16 protein-coding genes are annotated in these 16,508 nt (G+C 52.8%); 6 read left to right on the top strand and 10 right to left on the bottom strand.

Translation table 11 applies throughout. The annotated features are described in order from the left end of the window. Window positions 1–269 precede the first annotated feature (269 nt). Both AB2B48_RS13820 and AB2B48_RS13825 read left to right on the top strand, forming a co-directional pair. On the top strand, window positions 270–1,154 hold the full coding sequence (locus AB2B48_RS13820) for a hypothetical protein (protein ID WP_368299423.1): 885 nt from the start codon (window positions 270–272) through the stop codon (window positions 1,152–1,154). A gap of 18 nt (window positions 1,155–1,172) precedes the next feature. Next, entirely contained in the window at window positions 1,173–3,386 is a 2,214-nt protein-coding gene (locus tag AB2B48_RS13825; RefSeq protein WP_368299424.1) for a calcium-binding protein, read from the top strand. Window positions 3,387–3,502: 116 nt separating this feature from the next. Here AB2B48_RS13825 and lysS read toward each other — a convergent pair whose 3' ends face one another. The 5 genes from lysS to xerD form a co-directional block, all read right to left on the bottom strand. Next, the gene (gene lysS / locus AB2B48_RS13830; protein ID WP_220439507.1) at window positions 3,503–5,020 is read right to left on the bottom strand and encodes a lysine--tRNA ligase; all 1,518 of its coding nucleotides are present in this window, start codon (window positions 5,018–5,020) and stop codon (window positions 3,503–3,505) included. Between the two features lie 9 nt (window positions 5,021–5,029). After that, window positions 5,030–6,128 (bottom strand): peptide chain release factor 2 gene (gene prfB / locus AB2B48_RS13835; protein ID WP_115073720.1). Its coding sequence is split into 2 segments (ribosomal slippage): window positions 5,030–6,052 and window positions 6,054–6,128, totalling 1,098 coding nucleotides; the frame shifts between segments, so codons are not numbered across the junction. A gap of 89 nt (window positions 6,129–6,217) precedes the next feature. Further along, window positions 6,218–7,951, bottom strand: coding sequence for a single-stranded-DNA-specific exonuclease RecJ (gene recJ / locus AB2B48_RS13840; protein ID WP_368299425.1), 1,734 nt, complete (start codon window positions 7,949–7,951; stop codon window positions 6,218–6,220). Window positions 7,952–7,956: 5 nt separating this feature from the next. Then, window positions 7,957–8,670, bottom strand: a complete 714-nt coding sequence (gene dsbC / locus AB2B48_RS13845) for a bifunctional protein-disulfide isomerase/oxidoreductase DsbC (protein WP_368299426.1) — start codon at window positions 8,668–8,670, stop codon at window positions 7,957–7,959. Between the two features lie 22 nt (window positions 8,671–8,692). Then, on the bottom strand, window positions 8,693–9,589 hold the full coding sequence (xerD, locus tag AB2B48_RS13850; RefSeq protein ID WP_185669859.1) for a site-specific tyrosine recombinase XerD: 897 nt from the start codon (window positions 9,587–9,589) through the stop codon (window positions 8,693–8,695). Window positions 9,590–9,691: 102 nt separating this feature from the next. Between xerD and fldB the strand changes: the two genes are divergently transcribed. Next, on the top strand, window positions 9,692–10,213 hold the full coding sequence (fldB, locus tag AB2B48_RS13855; RefSeq protein ID WP_185669860.1) for a flavodoxin FldB: 522 nt from the start codon (window positions 9,692–9,694) through the stop codon (window positions 10,211–10,213). On the opposite strand, the gene AB2B48_RS13860 is transcribed toward fldB, so the two are convergent. Both AB2B48_RS13860 and sdhE read right to left on the bottom strand, forming a co-directional pair. Next, window positions 10,210–10,626 carry a protein YgfX gene (locus tag AB2B48_RS13860; RefSeq protein ID WP_185669861.1) on the bottom strand — a complete coding sequence of 139 codons (417 nt, stop codon included), beginning with the start codon at window positions 10,624–10,626 and terminating at the stop codon, window positions 10,210–10,212. The two genes, fldB and AB2B48_RS13860, sit on opposite strands and share 4 nt — an antisense overlap. Then, on the bottom strand, window positions 10,607–10,873 hold the full coding sequence (sdhE, locus tag AB2B48_RS13865; protein WP_185669862.1) for an FAD assembly factor SdhE: 267 nt from the start codon (window positions 10,871–10,873) through the stop codon (window positions 10,607–10,609). Before sdhE ends, AB2B48_RS13860 begins: the two co-directional genes overlap by 20 nt. A gap of 247 nt (window positions 10,874–11,120) precedes the next feature. Here sdhE and ygfZ point away from each other — a divergent pair, with 247 nt between their 5' ends. Next, a complete protein-coding gene (ygfZ, locus tag AB2B48_RS13870; protein WP_333011322.1) occupies window positions 11,121–12,104 on the top strand; it encodes a tRNA-modifying protein YgfZ in 984 nt (327 codons plus the stop codon). Between the two features lie 101 nt (window positions 12,105–12,205). On the opposite strand, the gene AB2B48_RS13875 is transcribed toward ygfZ, so the two are convergent. Together AB2B48_RS13875 and yqfB are read right to left on the bottom strand one after the other, a co-directional pair. Beyond that, window positions 12,206–12,868 (bottom strand): PAQR family membrane homeostasis protein TrhA, encoded by a 663-nt coding sequence (locus tag AB2B48_RS13875; RefSeq protein WP_333496558.1) that lies wholly within the window; start codon window positions 12,866–12,868, stop codon window positions 12,206–12,208. A 158-nt stretch (window positions 12,869–13,026) separates the two neighbouring features. Next, window positions 13,027–13,341 (bottom strand): N(4)-acetylcytidine aminohydrolase, encoded by a 315-nt coding sequence (gene yqfB / locus AB2B48_RS13880; protein ID WP_368299427.1) that lies wholly within the window; start codon window positions 13,339–13,341, stop codon window positions 13,027–13,029. Between the two features lie 51 nt (window positions 13,342–13,392). Between yqfB and AB2B48_RS13885 the strand changes: the two genes are divergently transcribed. After that, window positions 13,393–14,121: a MurR/RpiR family transcriptional regulator gene (locus tag AB2B48_RS13885; RefSeq protein WP_185669882.1), complete on the top strand. Its 729-nt coding sequence runs from the start codon at window positions 13,393–13,395 to the stop codon at window positions 14,119–14,121. 120 nt (window positions 14,122–14,241) lie between these two features. Then, complete coding sequence (gene bglA / locus AB2B48_RS13890; protein WP_368299428.1) at window positions 14,242–15,675, top strand: 6-phospho-beta-glucosidase BglA; 1,434 nt, start codon at window positions 14,242–14,244, stop codon at window positions 15,673–15,675. An 83-nt stretch (window positions 15,676–15,758) separates the two neighbouring features. Here the strand turns inward: bglA and AB2B48_RS13895 are convergent, their stop codons facing one another. Beyond that, entirely contained in the window at window positions 15,759–16,502 is a 744-nt protein-coding gene (locus AB2B48_RS13895) for an SDR family oxidoreductase (protein WP_368299429.1), read from the bottom strand. Window positions 16,503–16,508: the final 6 nt, after the last annotated feature.

Raw genomic sequence — 16,508 nt, forward strand, 5'->3', positions numbered from 1 at the left:
CAACTTATAAAACACTCTATTATTCCATAGGAAATCAATCATGCATATTATGCATAAATGAGAAAACAGAGACGCCCCACAGTTTTTCACCCTGACATGGAATATAAAATCATATCAACAGTTAAAAAATACTTATTCATAACCTAAAAACAAACTTAGGATAGCAATATTTATAAAAACAATAGTATTTCATCCATAAATTAAGGCCGACATAAATAACGCATTTAATATATTTATTTAATCAATGTAAACAGGACACCGGAGGTCTGATGAAAACATCTTCACCCTACAAGCCATTGCTGCTCACATTAGTCGCACTCAGCCTGACGGTGCTTCCTGCGCAGGCCGGAAAAGGACGCTGGCAGCAGCATACCGGCAAAGGATACCTGATGTGCGACGCCATGTTCAAAGAGCTTAAACGCCATGATTTCTCAAAGACAAAATCTGAAACAGAATGCGCCATTTACCAGGTACTCCCGCAGGCAAAATCATTCCGACGGCCGGAATGGAAAAAACTGGCCCCGAACCAATACCGGCCGCTTCTGCGCCGCATCTTTGTCAGAGACTACTATCGACTTGATTTACCAGAAAAAGATCGAGGGATGTTACAACTTTTCGATGATGACCTGTATCAGCCAGATAGTGTTTTGGACTCACTGACTGCTGAGCAAAAAGACAATATTGAGAAAAAAATTGATAGTTTTATCGCCAACGGAAGATATCTGCAGGTCTGGAGCATGCCCCTCCCCACCTGGCTTGAAGAGGAGGCTAAACGCCTTGATATATCCACCGCCCCATTAACCTTTGTGCAATACGCTGGCCCAATTCCTGAACCCGTGAAGAGCATAATTAAGGACGAATGTAAAAGCCTCAGGCTGCCCATGCCCGACATTCTGGCACAAGGACTTATCCTTGTTAACGACAGCCTGACAGGGCTTGAACCGAGAGCAATACGTTCCGAAAACGAGCAGAACACGCTTCTTTTTTCAGGTGCCATTCGACGAGCCGCCAGGAAGTCAGATATCTATTTATATAAAGGCACGCCTTATTTTATCGATAACATAGGAATGAGTACTTATAGCTTCAAATACAGGAAATGGTCGTTTAACCCAGACGCCAATTGTGAAATCTTCTATAACGATGGAATTAAATAACATAAGGAATTATTTATTATGACACTTAAATGGCATTCCATTAATAATTTTACTGATACTCTCTATACTATGCTCTTTGCACTAGAGGCTAAAAGTAATAAAGACCGTCTTAAAAGTCTTGAGTTAAGTGACGTAGACGGCCACCCGACCATTGGTGTAGGTTTCGATCTGTATGCCGGAGAAGATGATGTAAGATATGCTGTTTTGAAAGAAATGGGGTTAATATGGACTGATGATCAAGGTCAGTTAACGGCATCACAAAGAATCGAAAATGGTTATATTTCACGCCTCCGTGCGCTAATGATAGCTCGTACTACAAATGTCACAAGATATAATGACATTTTACAAGAACGGCACGACGACACTAACCCAGACTTCGCCCCCGCAGAACCTCGTCGTCTTGAGTTTAAATTTAATAATGAAAATGAATCCAAGGCAGCCTTCAGTTCACTCTGGAGTAGTGTTTATAGGGACCGATTGAGTGGGATAATTAATATTGATGATGAAAAATTTGCAAACTCCAAAGAACAACTGGTTCTTGCCAGCTGTGTATGGGGGAATTCAGGCCTCGTTGGCCCGCGCTTAAGAGAAGCAATTGATACCGGCAACCGCGCTGCTGCCTGGTATGAAATTCGTTACAATTCAAATGACCCCGATCAGACAGTTCGCCCCGGAATTGCTAAACGTCGATTTATGGAGTCGCAAATATTTGGCCTCTATGATAACCCTAAAAATGTCAGTATGGCAGAAGCGGAAAATATATTCCGAACCCTTCAGAAGAACAGAGATAAAATTCTGAGTTATGAAACTGAATTTGGCCATGCGCCGGATATTACTACGCCAACGCAAAATAAAATCGCCGCTGCAAACAAAGATTACAAGGATATATTATATTTAGCGCAAAATGTTTCAGGAGAGGAAGTCAGTGAACTTATTGAGATACTCATTCCTGCCAAAAATGAATTCATTGAGTCGCTCAAAAAACTCGGCTGTCCGGATGTTGATAAATGGTTTAAAGGTAGTGAATTAATACCCACAAACATTTATTTCGCTAGTGACAATACCAGCCAGGTTATCAATAGCAGTACATATCAGAAAGAAAACTTTGCAAGTGGCGTAGCAGATCTGATGATGGGCGGCAGCGGGGATGATAGCATTTCAAGCTCCGCAGGTAACGATGTACTAATGGGCGAAAGCGGCAATGATAGGCTGTCAGCAGGGGATGGAGACGATGTACTTTACGGCGGTATGGGCAGCGACACATTATATGGTGGTAAAGGAGACGATATTCTTTATGCCAAAGGTGGCTTCCCGTTAGGTAATCTCATACTAGATAATAAAAATACGGACGCGCTTTATGGTGGCACCGGTCAAGATATTTTGCATGGTGATGACGGTGATGACTATCTCAATGGAGGAGATCTATATTCACCCTTTGATGGTAATGCTGACACGCTTTACGGTGGTGCGGGATTCAACACGTTTGTCGTTGATAGTTCTGATACTATTCGCCTTACCGGCGAAGATGATATTAACGGTGCTGTTTTCTTATCTGACAGTAGCAATAAGCTCGTAGAGTTGAAAGAAGCCACACATTATATCGAAGACCCGGAAGATACCTATATTGATGCTGATGAAAATATATACACTTTTGACAGCGATACTCTGGTCGTAAATGACGGCCTCAGGATCGTAGATTTTAAAAAATGGGCAAAAGTCGAGATCGATCCATTGGGGATTGAGGCCTGGTCAGCATTGGGGATACTTCTCCTGAATTATGGGGGCCTCAGTAAATTATCGGGTGGTGATATTAATGCGAATACCCTGTTTGGCGGTAGGGGTGACGACATTCTATCTGGTTATGAAGGTGATGATACCTATCTATTTACTGCCGGTGGCGGCTCAGATGAGATTTTTGAACATAATCAATTCGCTGTAGAACCCCCTTATATTGAAGGTGAGGATGACATCAGCAGACAAGCCAGGTTTGAACGCTTCCTTGCGGAACGCGCAGGCGATGACACGCTTCGTTTTGGAATAGGGCTGTCCCCTGAACAAACTATACTCAGCCGGGAGGGTTTCAGTTTAGTTATCACTTTTATGGACAGAAGTGACAGCGTGAAGATAGCAATGTATTTCGCCCGAGATGAACATGTCGTTGAAAACCTGGTTTTTGCAGACGGTACCGTTTGGCATAAATCTGATGTAGAAGCCAAAGTACGCAACTCATGAGTTGTATTGTGCAAAGGTTGAAGCAGCAAACGTCATCGCCCAGCAAAGGTGTTATCACTCTACAACAAAAAACCCCGGCACATGGCCGGGGTTTGTTTTATCTCACGCTGTCGCGATTATTTCACCGGGCGCATGGCCGGGAACAGAATCACGTCGCGGATGGTGTGGCTGTTGGTGAACAGCATCACCATACGGTCGATACCGATGCCCAGACCCGCGGTCGGTGGCAGGCCGTGTTCCAGCGCGGTGACGTAGTCTTCGTCGTAGAACATCGCTTCGTCATCACCCGCTTCTTTGGCGTTAACCTGATCCTGGAAGCGCTGCGCCTGATCTTCTGCGTCGTTCAGCTCGCTGAAACCGTTACCGATTTCGCGGCCGCCGATGAAGAATTCAAAGCGGTCAGTGATTTCCGGGTTCACGTCATTACGACGCGCCAGCGGAGAAACTTCGGCTGGATATTCGGTGATGAAGGTTGGCTGAATCAGGTGCGCTTCCGCCACTTCTTCGAAGATCTCGGTCACGATACGGCCCAGACCCCAGCTCTTCTCAACGTGAACACCGATGCTTTCCGCAATGGCTTTCGCAGAGTCGAAGTTATCGAGATCGGCCATGTCAGTTTCCGGGCGATATTTCTTGATAGCTTCGCGCATGGTCAGTTTTTCGAACGGCTTGCCGAAATCGAAAGTCTGGTCGCCGTAAGGCACTTCGGTGTGGCCCAGAATATCCTGCGCCAGCGTGCGGAACAGAGATTCGGTCAGTTCGATCAGATCTTTGTAGTCCGCGTACGCCATATAGAGTTCCATCATGGTGAACTCTGGGTTGTGGCGAACGGAGATACCTTCGTTACGGAAGTTACGGTTGATTTCGAACACGCGTTCGAAGCCGCCAACCACCAGACGCTTCAGGTACAGTTCCGGCGCGATACGCAGGTACATGTCCATATCCAGCGCATTATGATGGGTGATGAACGGACGGGCAGACGCGCCGCCAGGGATCACCTGCATCATTGGGGTTTCCACTTCCATAAAGTTGCGGCCAACCATGAACTGACGAATGCCAGCCAGGATCTGGGAACGCACTTTGAAGGTGTTACGGGAAGTATCGTTGGAGATCAGATCCAGATAACGCTGACGATAGCGCGCTTCCTGATCCTGCAGGCCGTGGAATTTGTCCGGCAGCGGGCGCAGTGCTTTGGTCAGCAGACGCAGCTCGGTGCAATGGATAGACAGTTCACCGGTTTTGGTTTTGAACAGTTTACCCTTCGCGCCCAGGATGTCGCCGAGGTCCCATTTCTTGAACTGCTCGTTGTAAACGCCTTCCGGCAGATCGTCACGCGCCACGTACAGCTGAATACGGCCGCCAACGTCCTGTAAAGTCACGAAGGAAGCTTTACCCATAATACGGCGAGTCATCATACGACCGGCAACGGAAACTTCGATATTCAGCGCTTCCAGCTCTTCGCTGTCCTTGCTATCGAATTCAGCGTGCAGTTGATCAGAGGTACGGTCACGACGGAAATCGTTCGGGAACGGGATGCCCTGCTCACGCAGTGCAGCCAGCTTCTCGCGGCGTGCCTTCATTTCGTTATTAAGATCGACTACCTCGTCAGCGCCTTGTGCGTTTTGTTCAGACATGTTGGTTCCTCATAACCCTGCTTTCAGACTTGCTTCGATAAATTGATCCAGACTTCCGTCCAGTACCGCCTGCGTATTGCGGGTTTCAACCCCGGTGCGCAGGTCTTTAATACGGGAATCGTCCAGGACATATGAACGAATCTGGCTACCCCAGCCGATGTCGGACTTGGTGTCTTCCATCGCCTGTTTTTCTGCATTCTTTTTCTGCATTTCCAGTTCATAAAGCTTCGCTTTCATCTGCTTCATGGCCTGGTCTTTGTTTTTGTGCTGAGAACGGTCGTTCTGGCACTGCGTCACGATCCCGGTTGGGATGTGGGTGATACGCACCGCGGATTCCGTACGGTTAACGTGCTGACCGCCCGCGCCGGATGCGCGATACACGTCGATACGCAGATCCGCCGGGTTGATTTCGATATCGATATCGTCGTCAACTTCCGGGTAAACAAACGCGGAGCTAAAGGAGGTGTGGCGACGGCCGCCGGAGTCAAACGGGCTCTTACGGACCAGACGGTGAACGCCGGTTTCCGTACGCAGCCAGCCGTACGCGTAGTCGCCGGAGATTTTAATGGTCACGGATTTAATCCCGGCCACGTCCCCTTCGGACTCTTCAATAATTTCGGTTTTAAAGCCACGCGCTTCTGCCCAACGCAGATACATACGCTCGAGCATGCTTGCCCAGTCCTGCGCTTCAGTACCGCCAGAACCTGCCTGGATATCGAGATAGCAATCGGCGCTGTCATACTCACCGGAGAACATACGACGGAATTCCAGCTGTGCCAGCTTCTCTTCCAGGGTATTGAGTTCTGCAACGGCTTCGTTGAAGGTCTCTTCGTCTTCGGCTTCTACAGCCAGTTCCAGCAGGCCGGAGACATCTTCCAGACCCTGAGACATTTGATCGAGGGTGTCGACAATCGCTTCAAGTGAGGAACGCTCTTTGCCCAGCGCCTGCGCGCGTTCGGGTTCGTTCCAGACATCCGGCTGTTCCAGCTCGGCGTTTACTTCTTCCAGACGCTCTTTCTTAGCATCATAGTCAAAGATACCCCCTAAGAACGTCGGAGCGCTCCGTGAGGTCCTGAATGCGATTATTTACCGGGTTTATTTCAAACATGGTCTATTTTCTTTTAATGGACGAGAAAAATGCGGTTATAAGAGCGGAATCTTAGCGGATTCCCGCTCTTAATTACAGTATAAGCGATGCTAAATCGGCCAGAGATGATCGATGATAAGCTGCAGGGTTCGGTTGCCGCGATATTCGTTGATATCCAGACGGTACGCCAGCGTCACTTCGCGCACGCCGTTATCCGGCCAGACGGCGGTATCAACGTTAAACGCAATGCCGTCCAGCAGCGGGCCGCCGCCGACCGGTTCAACCATCACCTTAAGATGACGTTCACCAACCAGGCGCTGTTGCAGCAGGCGAAAACGCCCGTCAAACAGCGGTTCCGGGAACATCTGCCCCCACGGCCCGGCTTCACGCAGCATCTGCGCCATCTCCAGCGTCATCTCCTGCGGGCTCAGTTCACCATCGGAGAGAATCTCACCCTGCAACAGCGCCGGATCCAGCCACTCGGTGACCAGTTCGCCAAAGCAGCGCTGGAACTCTTCGAAGCGTTCTTCTTCGAGAGAAAGTCCTGCCGCCATCGCGTGGCCGCCGAACTTGAGCATCAACCCAGGGTGCAGCGTATCCAGACGCTCCAGCGCATCGCGCATATGCAGCCCCTGAATGGATCGTCCCGAACCTTTAAGCTGACCGTTACCCGCCGGGGCAAAAGCGATCACCGGCCGATGGAAACGCTCTTTGATACGCGACGCCAGAATGCCGACCACGCCCTGGTGCCACTCGGGGTGATACATCGCCAGCCCGCCCGGCAGTTCGGCGCGACTGCGCTCGAGCTGTTCGCACAGGGTCAGCGCTTCTGCCTGCATCCCCTGCTCTATCTCTTTACGCGTCTGGTTTAACGCATCCAGTTCGTTTGCCAGCACGCGAGCTTCGCCGAGGTTATCGCACAGCAGCAGCGCCACACCGACCGACATATCATCCAGACGACCGGCCGCGTTCAGGCGTGGACCGAGCGCAAAGCCAAGATCGCTTGCCACCAGCTTCGCCGCCTCGCGGTTAGCAATCTCCAGCAGCGCTTTAATCCCCGGGCGGCAGTAACCGGCACGAATGCGGCTCAGCCCTTGCCAGGTCAGGATGCGGTTATTGGCATCCAGCGGCACCACGTCGGCAACCGTCCCCAGCGCGACGAGATCGAGAAACTCGACGATCTTCGGCACGGGGATCCCGCGTTTTTCAAACCAACCTTTCTCTTTCAGGTGGTTACACAGCACCAGCATCAGATAAAAGGCCACGCCTACGCCCGCCAGGGATTTTGACGGGAACGGGCAGTCGACGAGATTAGGGTTAACCATCGCATCCGCCTTGGGCAGCGTTTCGCCCGGCAGGTGATGATCCGTCACCAGCACGCTGATCCCAAGGTCATGCGCATGATCGACCCCGGCATGGGAAGAGATCCCGTTGTCTACCGTCATGATCATCTGCGCGCCGCGAGCGTGGGCCTGATCGACCACTTCCGGGCTTAACCCGTAGCCGTCCTCAAAACGGTTCGGCACCAGGTATTCGACGTTATGGCAACCCATCGCCCGCAGGGCGAGCACGCTCAGTGCAGTACTGGTCGCGCCATCAGCATCGAAGTCGCCCACCACCATGATGCGCAGCTCTTTCTCAAACGCGTCATGCAGCATCTCGACGGCTTTTTCCACGCCCGTCAGCGAGCGCCAGTGCAGCATGCCTTTCAGGCCACGCTCCAGATCGTCCGGGGTTTTCACCCCGCGGCTGGCGTAAAGGCGACGCAGCAGCGGCGACAGTTCGCCCGGCAACACGATTGAATCATCCACCTCACGGCGGCGAAGTTGAGTCTGTGGTTTCACGCGAATTATTTACCGCCGGTCTGTTTCTGGTGTTCGTCGAGGAAGGCTTTCATCTCTTTCGGCCCCTGATAGCCCGGAACCACGTAGCCGTTGTTGAGCACGATAGCCGGAGTGCCGGTCACGCCGAACTGCACGCCGAGCGCGTAGTGGTTGGCAATGTCGATATCGCAGGTGGCGGCCTGAACGCCTTTGCCGTTCATCGCATCGTCAAACGCTTTGTTGCGGTCTTTGGCACACCAGATGGATTTCATATCCTGCTCAGCCTGGCTCTGGATCCCCTGACGCGGGAAGGCCAGATAGCGCACGGTGATCCCCAGTGCGTTGTAGTCTTTCATCTCTTCATGCAGCTTGTGGCAGTAGCCACAGGTGATGTCGGTAAAGACGGTAATCACATGCTTTTCCTGCGGCGCTTTGTAGACAATCATCTCTTTTTCCAGCGCGTTCAGATGGTTCATCAGCAATGCGTTGGTGACGTTCACCGGCTGTGCGCCGCTGACGTCATACATTGGCCCCTGAATAATGTGCTTACCGTCATCGGTGACGTACAGCACGCCGCTGTTGGTCAGGACGGTTTTCATCCCGGCCACCGGCGCCGGCTGAATATCGGTGCTCTGCACGCCCAGTTTCGCCAGCGACTGCTTGATAGCGGCATCGTCAGCGTGCGCCAGGCCGGAAAATGCCGCCGCCAGCAGGGTGAACATCATTAAACCTTGTTTCATAAACTGTCCTTTTAAATCAGCATCATGCTCGTGGATGGTGCTGTTGATGAAGTTGTCGCAGCCGCTCTGTCGCGACGTGCGTATAAATTTGTGTGGTCGACAAATCGCTATGCCCCAACAGCATTTGTACGACACGCAGATCCGCGCCGTGGTTCAGCAAATGCGTCGCAAAAGCGTGGCGCAACACGTGCGGTGACAGTTTTTCGCTGTCGATACCCGCCAACTGGGCATAGTGCTTAATGCGGTGCCAGAAGGTCTGACGCGTCATCTGCTGAGCACGCTGACTCGGGAACAGGACGTCAATCGCCACGCCGTTAAGCATCCAGGGGCGGCCATGCTCCAGCCAGTTCTCAACCCAATAAACGGCCTCTTCGCCGAGCGGAACCAGCCGCTCTTTATTGCCTTTACCGATCACCCGAACCACGCCCTGACGCAGGCTGATATCACTCATCGTCAGCCCCACCAGTTCGGAAACGCGCAGGCCGGTAGCATACAGCACTTCAAGCATAGCCTTATCGCGAAGCTCCAGCGGCTGATCGACCAGCGGTGCCTGTAGCAAACGCTCTACCTGCGCTTCGCTGAGATCTTTCGGTAGCCGCTGGGGGAGTTTCGGTGATGCCAGTTGGGCGCTGGGATCGTCCGGACGGAATTTTTCACGATACAGATGCTGGAAGAAGCGTCGCATGGCGCTCAGCAGTCGGGCGGTGCTGGTTGCTTTATAGCCCCCCTGCTGACGTTCGGCGAGCAAATTTTGCAGGTCGTCGCTTTGCGCTGTTTCCAGCGAGAGTTCGCGGTGCGCCAGCCACTCTACCACCATGGTCAAGTCACGGCGGTAGGCGCTAAGGGTATTTTCAGCCAGATTGCGCTCCAGCCACAGCGCATCGAGAAACTGTTCGATTCGTGCAAGATCCTTATCCACCTCGGCCCCTCTGCGTGTTAAATCAGCACCATTATGCCTGAATTAGCCCCCTTTCTGGTACACTGGGCGCATCATCATCGCAAGAATCGAGAGCAGTACGTCATGAATATCGGCCTTTTTTACGGTTCCAGCACCTGCTACACCGAGATGGCAGCGGAAAAAATTCGCGACATTATCGGTCCGGAACTGGTCACATTACATAACCTGAAAGATGATTCCCCCGCCCTGATGGAGCAATATGAGGTGCTCATTCTCGGCATTCCAACCTGGGATTTCGGTGAAATTCAGGAAGATTGGGAAGCGGTCTGGGAACAGCTCGACACGCTAGACCTGGAAGGTAAAATCATCGCGCTGTACGGCATGGGCGACCAGCTCGGCTACGGCGAGTGGTTCCTCGATGCGCTGGGTATGCTGCACGATAAGCTGGCGAGCAAAGGGGTGAAATTTGTCGGCTACTGGCCAACTGAAGGCTACGAGTTCACCAGCCCGAAACCGGTGATTGCTGACGGGCAGCTATTCGTCGGTCTCGCGCTGGATGAAACCAACCAGTACGATCTTAGCGATGAACGCATTCAGAGCTGGTGCGAACAGATTCTCGGCGAGATGGCCGAGCAGTTCTCTTAGTGCTTCGTGGGCGCGGGCTGCTGCAGAAGAATTCTCCGCAGGTCGCGCCACTCTTCAGGATTCATGCTGTCAGCCGCCAGCCACAGATGCTGACGACGGCCACCATTCAGGCGACGAATCCGTAGCATCATCCCCGAATTCAGCATCCACGGCGTACCAAGCAGTTCGTAATCCTGATTGCGCCAGCGCAGCCTTGCGTCCATCAACAGCTTAATCTCCCCCTGATGCGAGTGAATGCGTCGTTGGCTACGTACGCAGTCAAACACCACCAGCGACAGCAAAAGCAGCCAGAGCGGCGTGTAGCTCAACGGCCACGGCATCAGCAGCACGAAAGCCGCCACCAGGCCGTGGAGCAATAAAGAGAGCCACTGTGAGCGCCAGGAGACGCGTAAATCAGATTGCCACAGGACCACGTTCCCGATTCCGTGTTTGAATGAGTTGTACCATGCGCTCAAGGTTAGCGTCGTCAGGCTTGCCGTGGTTCATCAGCCAGTTGAAGAGGTCAGGATCGTCGCATTCAAGAAGACGAATGAAGACCGCTTTGTCTTCATCGCTGAGCGTGTCGTACTCGTGCTCAAAGAACGGCATGATGGAGATATCGAGTTCGCGCATACCGCGGCGGCATGCCCAGTGGATACGGGCTTTATTATTGATGTCCATAATTTCCTTCCAGCATTACGTTGTGACTAGTTTAACGTGTTTTTTGCCGTTACCTTACTGGAATATCACGTTTCACGCGTCATATTCCGAAAAAAGCCCTGAAATATGAAAGGGATTATTTTTCTTTCGAGCCGCTTCGCAGAACGCGCAGAGGGCACAAAACGCCCTGCAAAAGCGCTTGCAATGGCAGGCATCTCTTTTACCATGAGTGAATAAGTGCGTTCGCAACTCTATTCAGGACATCAATATGGCTTTTACTCCGTTTCCTCCACGTCAGCCAGGCGTCTCTGCCCGCTTACCGCTGACGCTGATGACGCTCGATGATTGGGCGCTGGCGACCGTGACCGGTGCCGACAGTGAAAAATACCTGCAGGGTCAGGTAACGGCAGACGTGGCGCAATTGACTGAGCATCAGCATCTGCTGGTCGCCCACTGCGATGCGAAAGGCAAAATGTGGAGCAACCTGCGCCTGTTCCATCGTCAGGATGGTTTTGCATTTATTGAGCGCCGCAGCGTCCGTGAAGCGCAACTGACCCAACTGAAAAAATACGCCGTCTTCTCGAAGGTGGTGATTGCGCCAAACGATGACGCGGTGCTGCTGGGCGTGGCCGGTTTCCAGGCCCGCGCCGCGCTGGCTAACCTGTTCGCGGAACTACCAAACGCCGAGAAACCGTGCCTGCAGGAGGGTGAAACCTCCCTGCTGTGGTTTGCCCATCCGGAAGAACGTTTCCTGCTGGTGACCGATGCCGCAACCGCTGAACGCATCACCGAAGCCCTGCGCGGCGAAGCCCAGCTTAACAACAGCCAGCAGTGGCTGGCGCTGGATATCGAAGCCGGTCTGCCGGTGATTGATGAAGCAAACAGCGCGCAGTTTATTCCGCAGGCAACTAACCTGCAGGCGCTGGGCGGCATCAGCTTCAAAAAAGGGTGCTATACCGGGCAGGAGATGGTCGCTCGCGCCAAATTCCGCGGGGCCAACAAACGCGCGCTATGGACGCTGGCAGGCAAAGCCGCTCGCGTACCGGAAGCCGGTGAAGACCTTGAGCTCAAGATGGGTGACAACTGGCGACGTACCGGCACCGTGCTGGCCGCCGTACAGCTGGAAGATGGTCAGATACTGGTGCAGGTCGTGATGAACAACGATATGGAAGCCGACAGCGTGTTCCGCGTGCGCGACGATGCCAATACGTTGAGCATTAAGCCGCTGCCGTATTCGTTAGACGAAGAGTAGTTGAGTTTCGTGCCTCCCCCGAGGTCGGCGTAAACGCCTCGCCCGGGCTACCGATCAACCGTAGCCCGGCCAAGCGCAGCGCCGCCGGGGTTGCACCGAATCTATGCGTGTTGCCCCACGTACAGATAAATGGCCAGAAAATGGCAGGCGCTACCGCCCAGCACAAACGCATGCCAGATAGCATGGTTGTAGGGAATGCGCTTACAGACGTAGAAAATCACCCCCAGCGAATAAACCACCCCGCCGACCGCCAGCAGCGTCACGCCGCCAATCGCCAGCTTCACCGCCAGTTGATAGACCACAATCAGCGACAGCCAGCCCATCGTCAAATAGGTCACCAGCGACAGAATTTTAAAGCGGTGCGCAATGGTCAGCTTAAACAGGATCCCCAGCAGCGCCAGGCTCCAGATAACAATCATCAGCCCTTTCGCCAACGGCGAGTCCAGCCCTACCAGCAGGAATGGCGTATAGGTACCGGCAATCAGCAGATAGATAGCGCAGTGGTCGAATTTTTTCAGCCACACCTTGGCCCGCTGTGACGGAATGGCGTGATACAGCGTGGAGGCCAGAAACAGCAGGATCATGCTGCCGCCGTAGAGGCTGTAGCTGGTGATCGCTGTGGCGTTGGCATTAGCGTCAACGGCCTGAACCAGCAGTAAAACCAGCCCGACAATCCCCAGGACAAAGCCAACGCCGTGGCTGATGCTATTGGCAATTTCCTCTGCCAGAGAATATCCCTGCTTGATGAGTGGTTTCTTATCCATTACGCGCTCCGGGCGAACGACAAATTAAGCAAACACCCTAGCGTAACTGAGAATGGTTCCAGTGAACACATGTAAGCTAAAATAAAAAAATGAATTTTTATAAACTCAAAATAATCAGTTAGTTAACAAATCCATTCAGCTAACAGGTGTACACGTTTTTATTCAACGCATTTAAATTCAATAACATAAAACAGGTTCTCGCCCGGATAGATATCCGCAATCACCTTTTTCAGCTCCGGCAGACTCATGTTTTCCTGCTCTGCATGGCGCTCGGTCAACGTATCCATCGTGACGGTAGAGGTTGCCACCACGCGGATGGTGCAGAAGTAACCATCATCTTCATAGCGGCCAACGCGCAGCACGTCCCCAACCTTAAAGTGTGACTCTGCAGCATCGCGCAGGGTGATCGTTTTGCGTCCTGAGAGAATGTCGTCCTGAAAGCGTTGAAAAAAGGTAATGTCGTTTGGCTGCATGTTATCATTCCTATCAGGTCATTATTTTTACGAGTATCCATCACCGTGAGCATGTTCTCCCACGCCGCCGTTGCCAGCCTCAATAATCTTGAGATGATGGTCTATCACTACGTCATTAAAAATCGCGACACGGTGATGTACATGACCATCCGGGAACTGGCCGACGCGGCGGGTGTCTCCACCACCACGGTGATGCGCTTTTGTAAAAAGCTCAACTGCGAAGGTTACTCGGAGTTCCGCGTACGCTTCAAATTATATTTAGAGCAGGATGAACCGCAGCAGGCCAATTTTGGCGCCAGCGAAATTATCAGTTTTTTCAAAAGCGTTAATAATGACGAGTTTGATAAACTGCTGGATGACGCGGTGGATATTATTCTCTCTTCCGAACGTATTATTTTTGTCGGTGCAGGAACCTCCGGTTCGCTGGCAAAATATGGCGCACGATTCTTCTCAAATATTGGTAAATTCAGTAACCATATTGATGACCCTTATTTCCCGGTCACCAATGACATGGCGAAAAACGCGTTGGCAATCGTGCTCTCGGTATCGGGAGAAACTGAAGAGATCCTGCGCTTTGCCGGGCAGTTCAGCCTGCATCGCTGCAAGGTCATGTCCATCACCAGCCATGAACACTCACGGCTGGCAAAGCTTGCTGACTTCAACCTCTCCTGGCATGTGCCACAAACCCGCATTGCCGGCGTTTACGATATTACAACGCAGATCCCGGTTATCTATATTCTGGAATCGTTAGGCCGTAAACTGGCGAAGAAATTAGCATAAAAATACAGGGTGTTTTTTCGATGTAACATATTCCCTGGAGTGGGATTTGTTATATCGTGACATTTATTATCTCTTTGTTAGACTCAGATTTATTAAGTCCAATAACTGAGCATAGCAACGATGAAAAAACTGACCTTACCGAAAGACTTTTTATGGGGTGGCGCGGTTGCTGCCCACCAGGTTGAAGGCGGCTGGAATAAAGGCGGCAAAGGCCCCAGCATCTGTGACGTGCTAACCGGCGGTGCCCACGGCGTACCGCGTGAAATTACCCAGCAGGTCGAACCGGGTAAATACTACCCGAACCACGAAGCCATCGACTTCCACGGCCACTACAAAGAAGACATCAAGCTGTTCGCCGAGATGGGCTTCAAGTGCTTCCGTACTTCTATCGCCTGGACCCGCATTTTCCCGAAAGGTGACGAAACGCAGCCAAATGAAGAAGGACTGAAATTCTACGATGACATGTTCGATGAACTGCTCAAGTACAACATCGAGCCGGTGATTACCCTCTCCCACTTCGAAATGCCGCTGCACCTGGTGCAGGAGTACGGCGGCTGGACCAACCGCAAAGTCGTTGATTTCTTTGTTCGCTTCTCGGAAGTCGTCTTTGAGCGCTACAAGAATAAGGTCAAATACTGGATGACCTTCAACGAAATCAACAACCAGCGTAACTGGCGTGCGCCGCTGTTCGGCTACTGCTGCTCCGGCGTGGTTTACACCGAGCATGAAAACCCTGAAGAAACCATGTACCAGGTGCTGCACCACCAGTTCGTGGCCAGTGCCCTGGCGGTGAAAGCCGCTCGCCGTATCAACCCTGAGATGAAAGTCGGCTGCATGCTGGCGATGGTGGCGCTCTATCCGTTCTCCTGCAAACCGGAAGACGTCATGTTCGCCCAGGAGTCGATGCGCGAACGCTACGTCTTTACCGACGTGCAGCTGCGCGGCTACTACCCGAGCTACGTGCTAAACGAGTGGGAACGCCGTGGCTTCAATATCAAGATGGAAGAGGGTGACGAGGCAATTCTGCGTGAAGGCACCTGCGACTACCTCGGCTTCAGCTACTACATGACCAACGCCGTGAAGGCAGAAGGCGGCAGCGGTGACGCGATCTCCGGCTTTGAAGGCAGCGTACCGAACCCGCACGTGAAAGCGTCAGACTGGGGCTGGCAGATTGACCCGGTTGGCCTGCGCTACTCGCTGTGCGAGCTGTACGAGCGCTACCAGAAACCACTGTTTATCGTGGAAAACGGCTTTGGCGCGTACGACAAAGTCGAAGCCGACGGCAGCATCAACGACGACTACCGCATTGATTATCTGCGTGCACACGTCGAAGAGATGATGAAAGCAGTTACCTATGATGGCGTGGATCTGATGGGCTATACGCCGTGGGGCTGCATCGACTGCGTGTCGTTCACCACCGGCCAGTACAGCAAACGCTATGGCTTTATCTATGTGAACAAGCACGACGACGGCACGGGCGATATGTCGCGTTCACGTAAGAAAAGTTTTGAGTGGTATAAAGCGGTGATTGCCAGCAACGGCGAGAGTTTGTAAGTCTGTTTCCCCTCAGAGGGAGAAAACCGGTCGGTCCCCTCTCCCCCATGGGGAGAGGGTTAGGGTGAGGGGCATACACCACACTACTTCCCACCCGCCAACTCAATAAAACTCCCCGTCACATACGACGCCTTCTCGCTCAGTAGCCAGACAATCGCCTGCGCCACCTCTTCCGGCTGGCCGCCGCGCTGCATCGGCAGCACGGACTTCACCCGGTCAACGCGCCCCGGTTCCCCGCCGTCGGCATGCATCTCGGTATAGATAAACCCAGGCCTCACGCCATTCACCCGAATACCCTGTGCCGCCACTTCCAGCGACAGCCCGGTGGTCAGCGTATCAATCGCCCCTTTCGAGGCGGCATAGTCCACGTATTCACCCGGCGAGCCCAGACGTGCCGCCGCCGAGGAGACGTTCACAATCGCGCCGCCCTGCCCGCCGTGCGGTATCGCCATCCGCTTTACTGCTTCCCGGCAGCAGAGAAAATAGCCGGTCACGTTGGTGGTCAATACCCGGTTGATACGCTCGGCGGTTAACGCCTCTACGCGGCTTTGGGTGAACAGCACGCCCGCGTTGTTAACCAGCGCCGTTAGCGGTTCGTCCTGCTGGTCGAGGCGGGCAAACATCGCTTCCACCTGCGCTTCATCGCCAATATCCGCCTGAACGGCAAAGGCCTTGCCGCCCTGCGCAATAATCGTGTTTACCACGTCATTGGCGGCGGCTTCGTTGCGGTGATAGTTCACCGCCACCGTATAGCCTTCCTGCGCCAGCTGTAACGCCGTCGCCCGCCCAATCCCCCGGCTTGCGCCGGTCACTAATGCCATTGCCATTCGCAT

Source organism: Kluyvera sichuanensis (assembly GCF_040930405.1).
GTDB classification, from domain to species: Bacteria; Pseudomonadota; Gammaproteobacteria; order Enterobacterales; family Enterobacteriaceae; genus Kluyvera; species Kluyvera sichuanensis.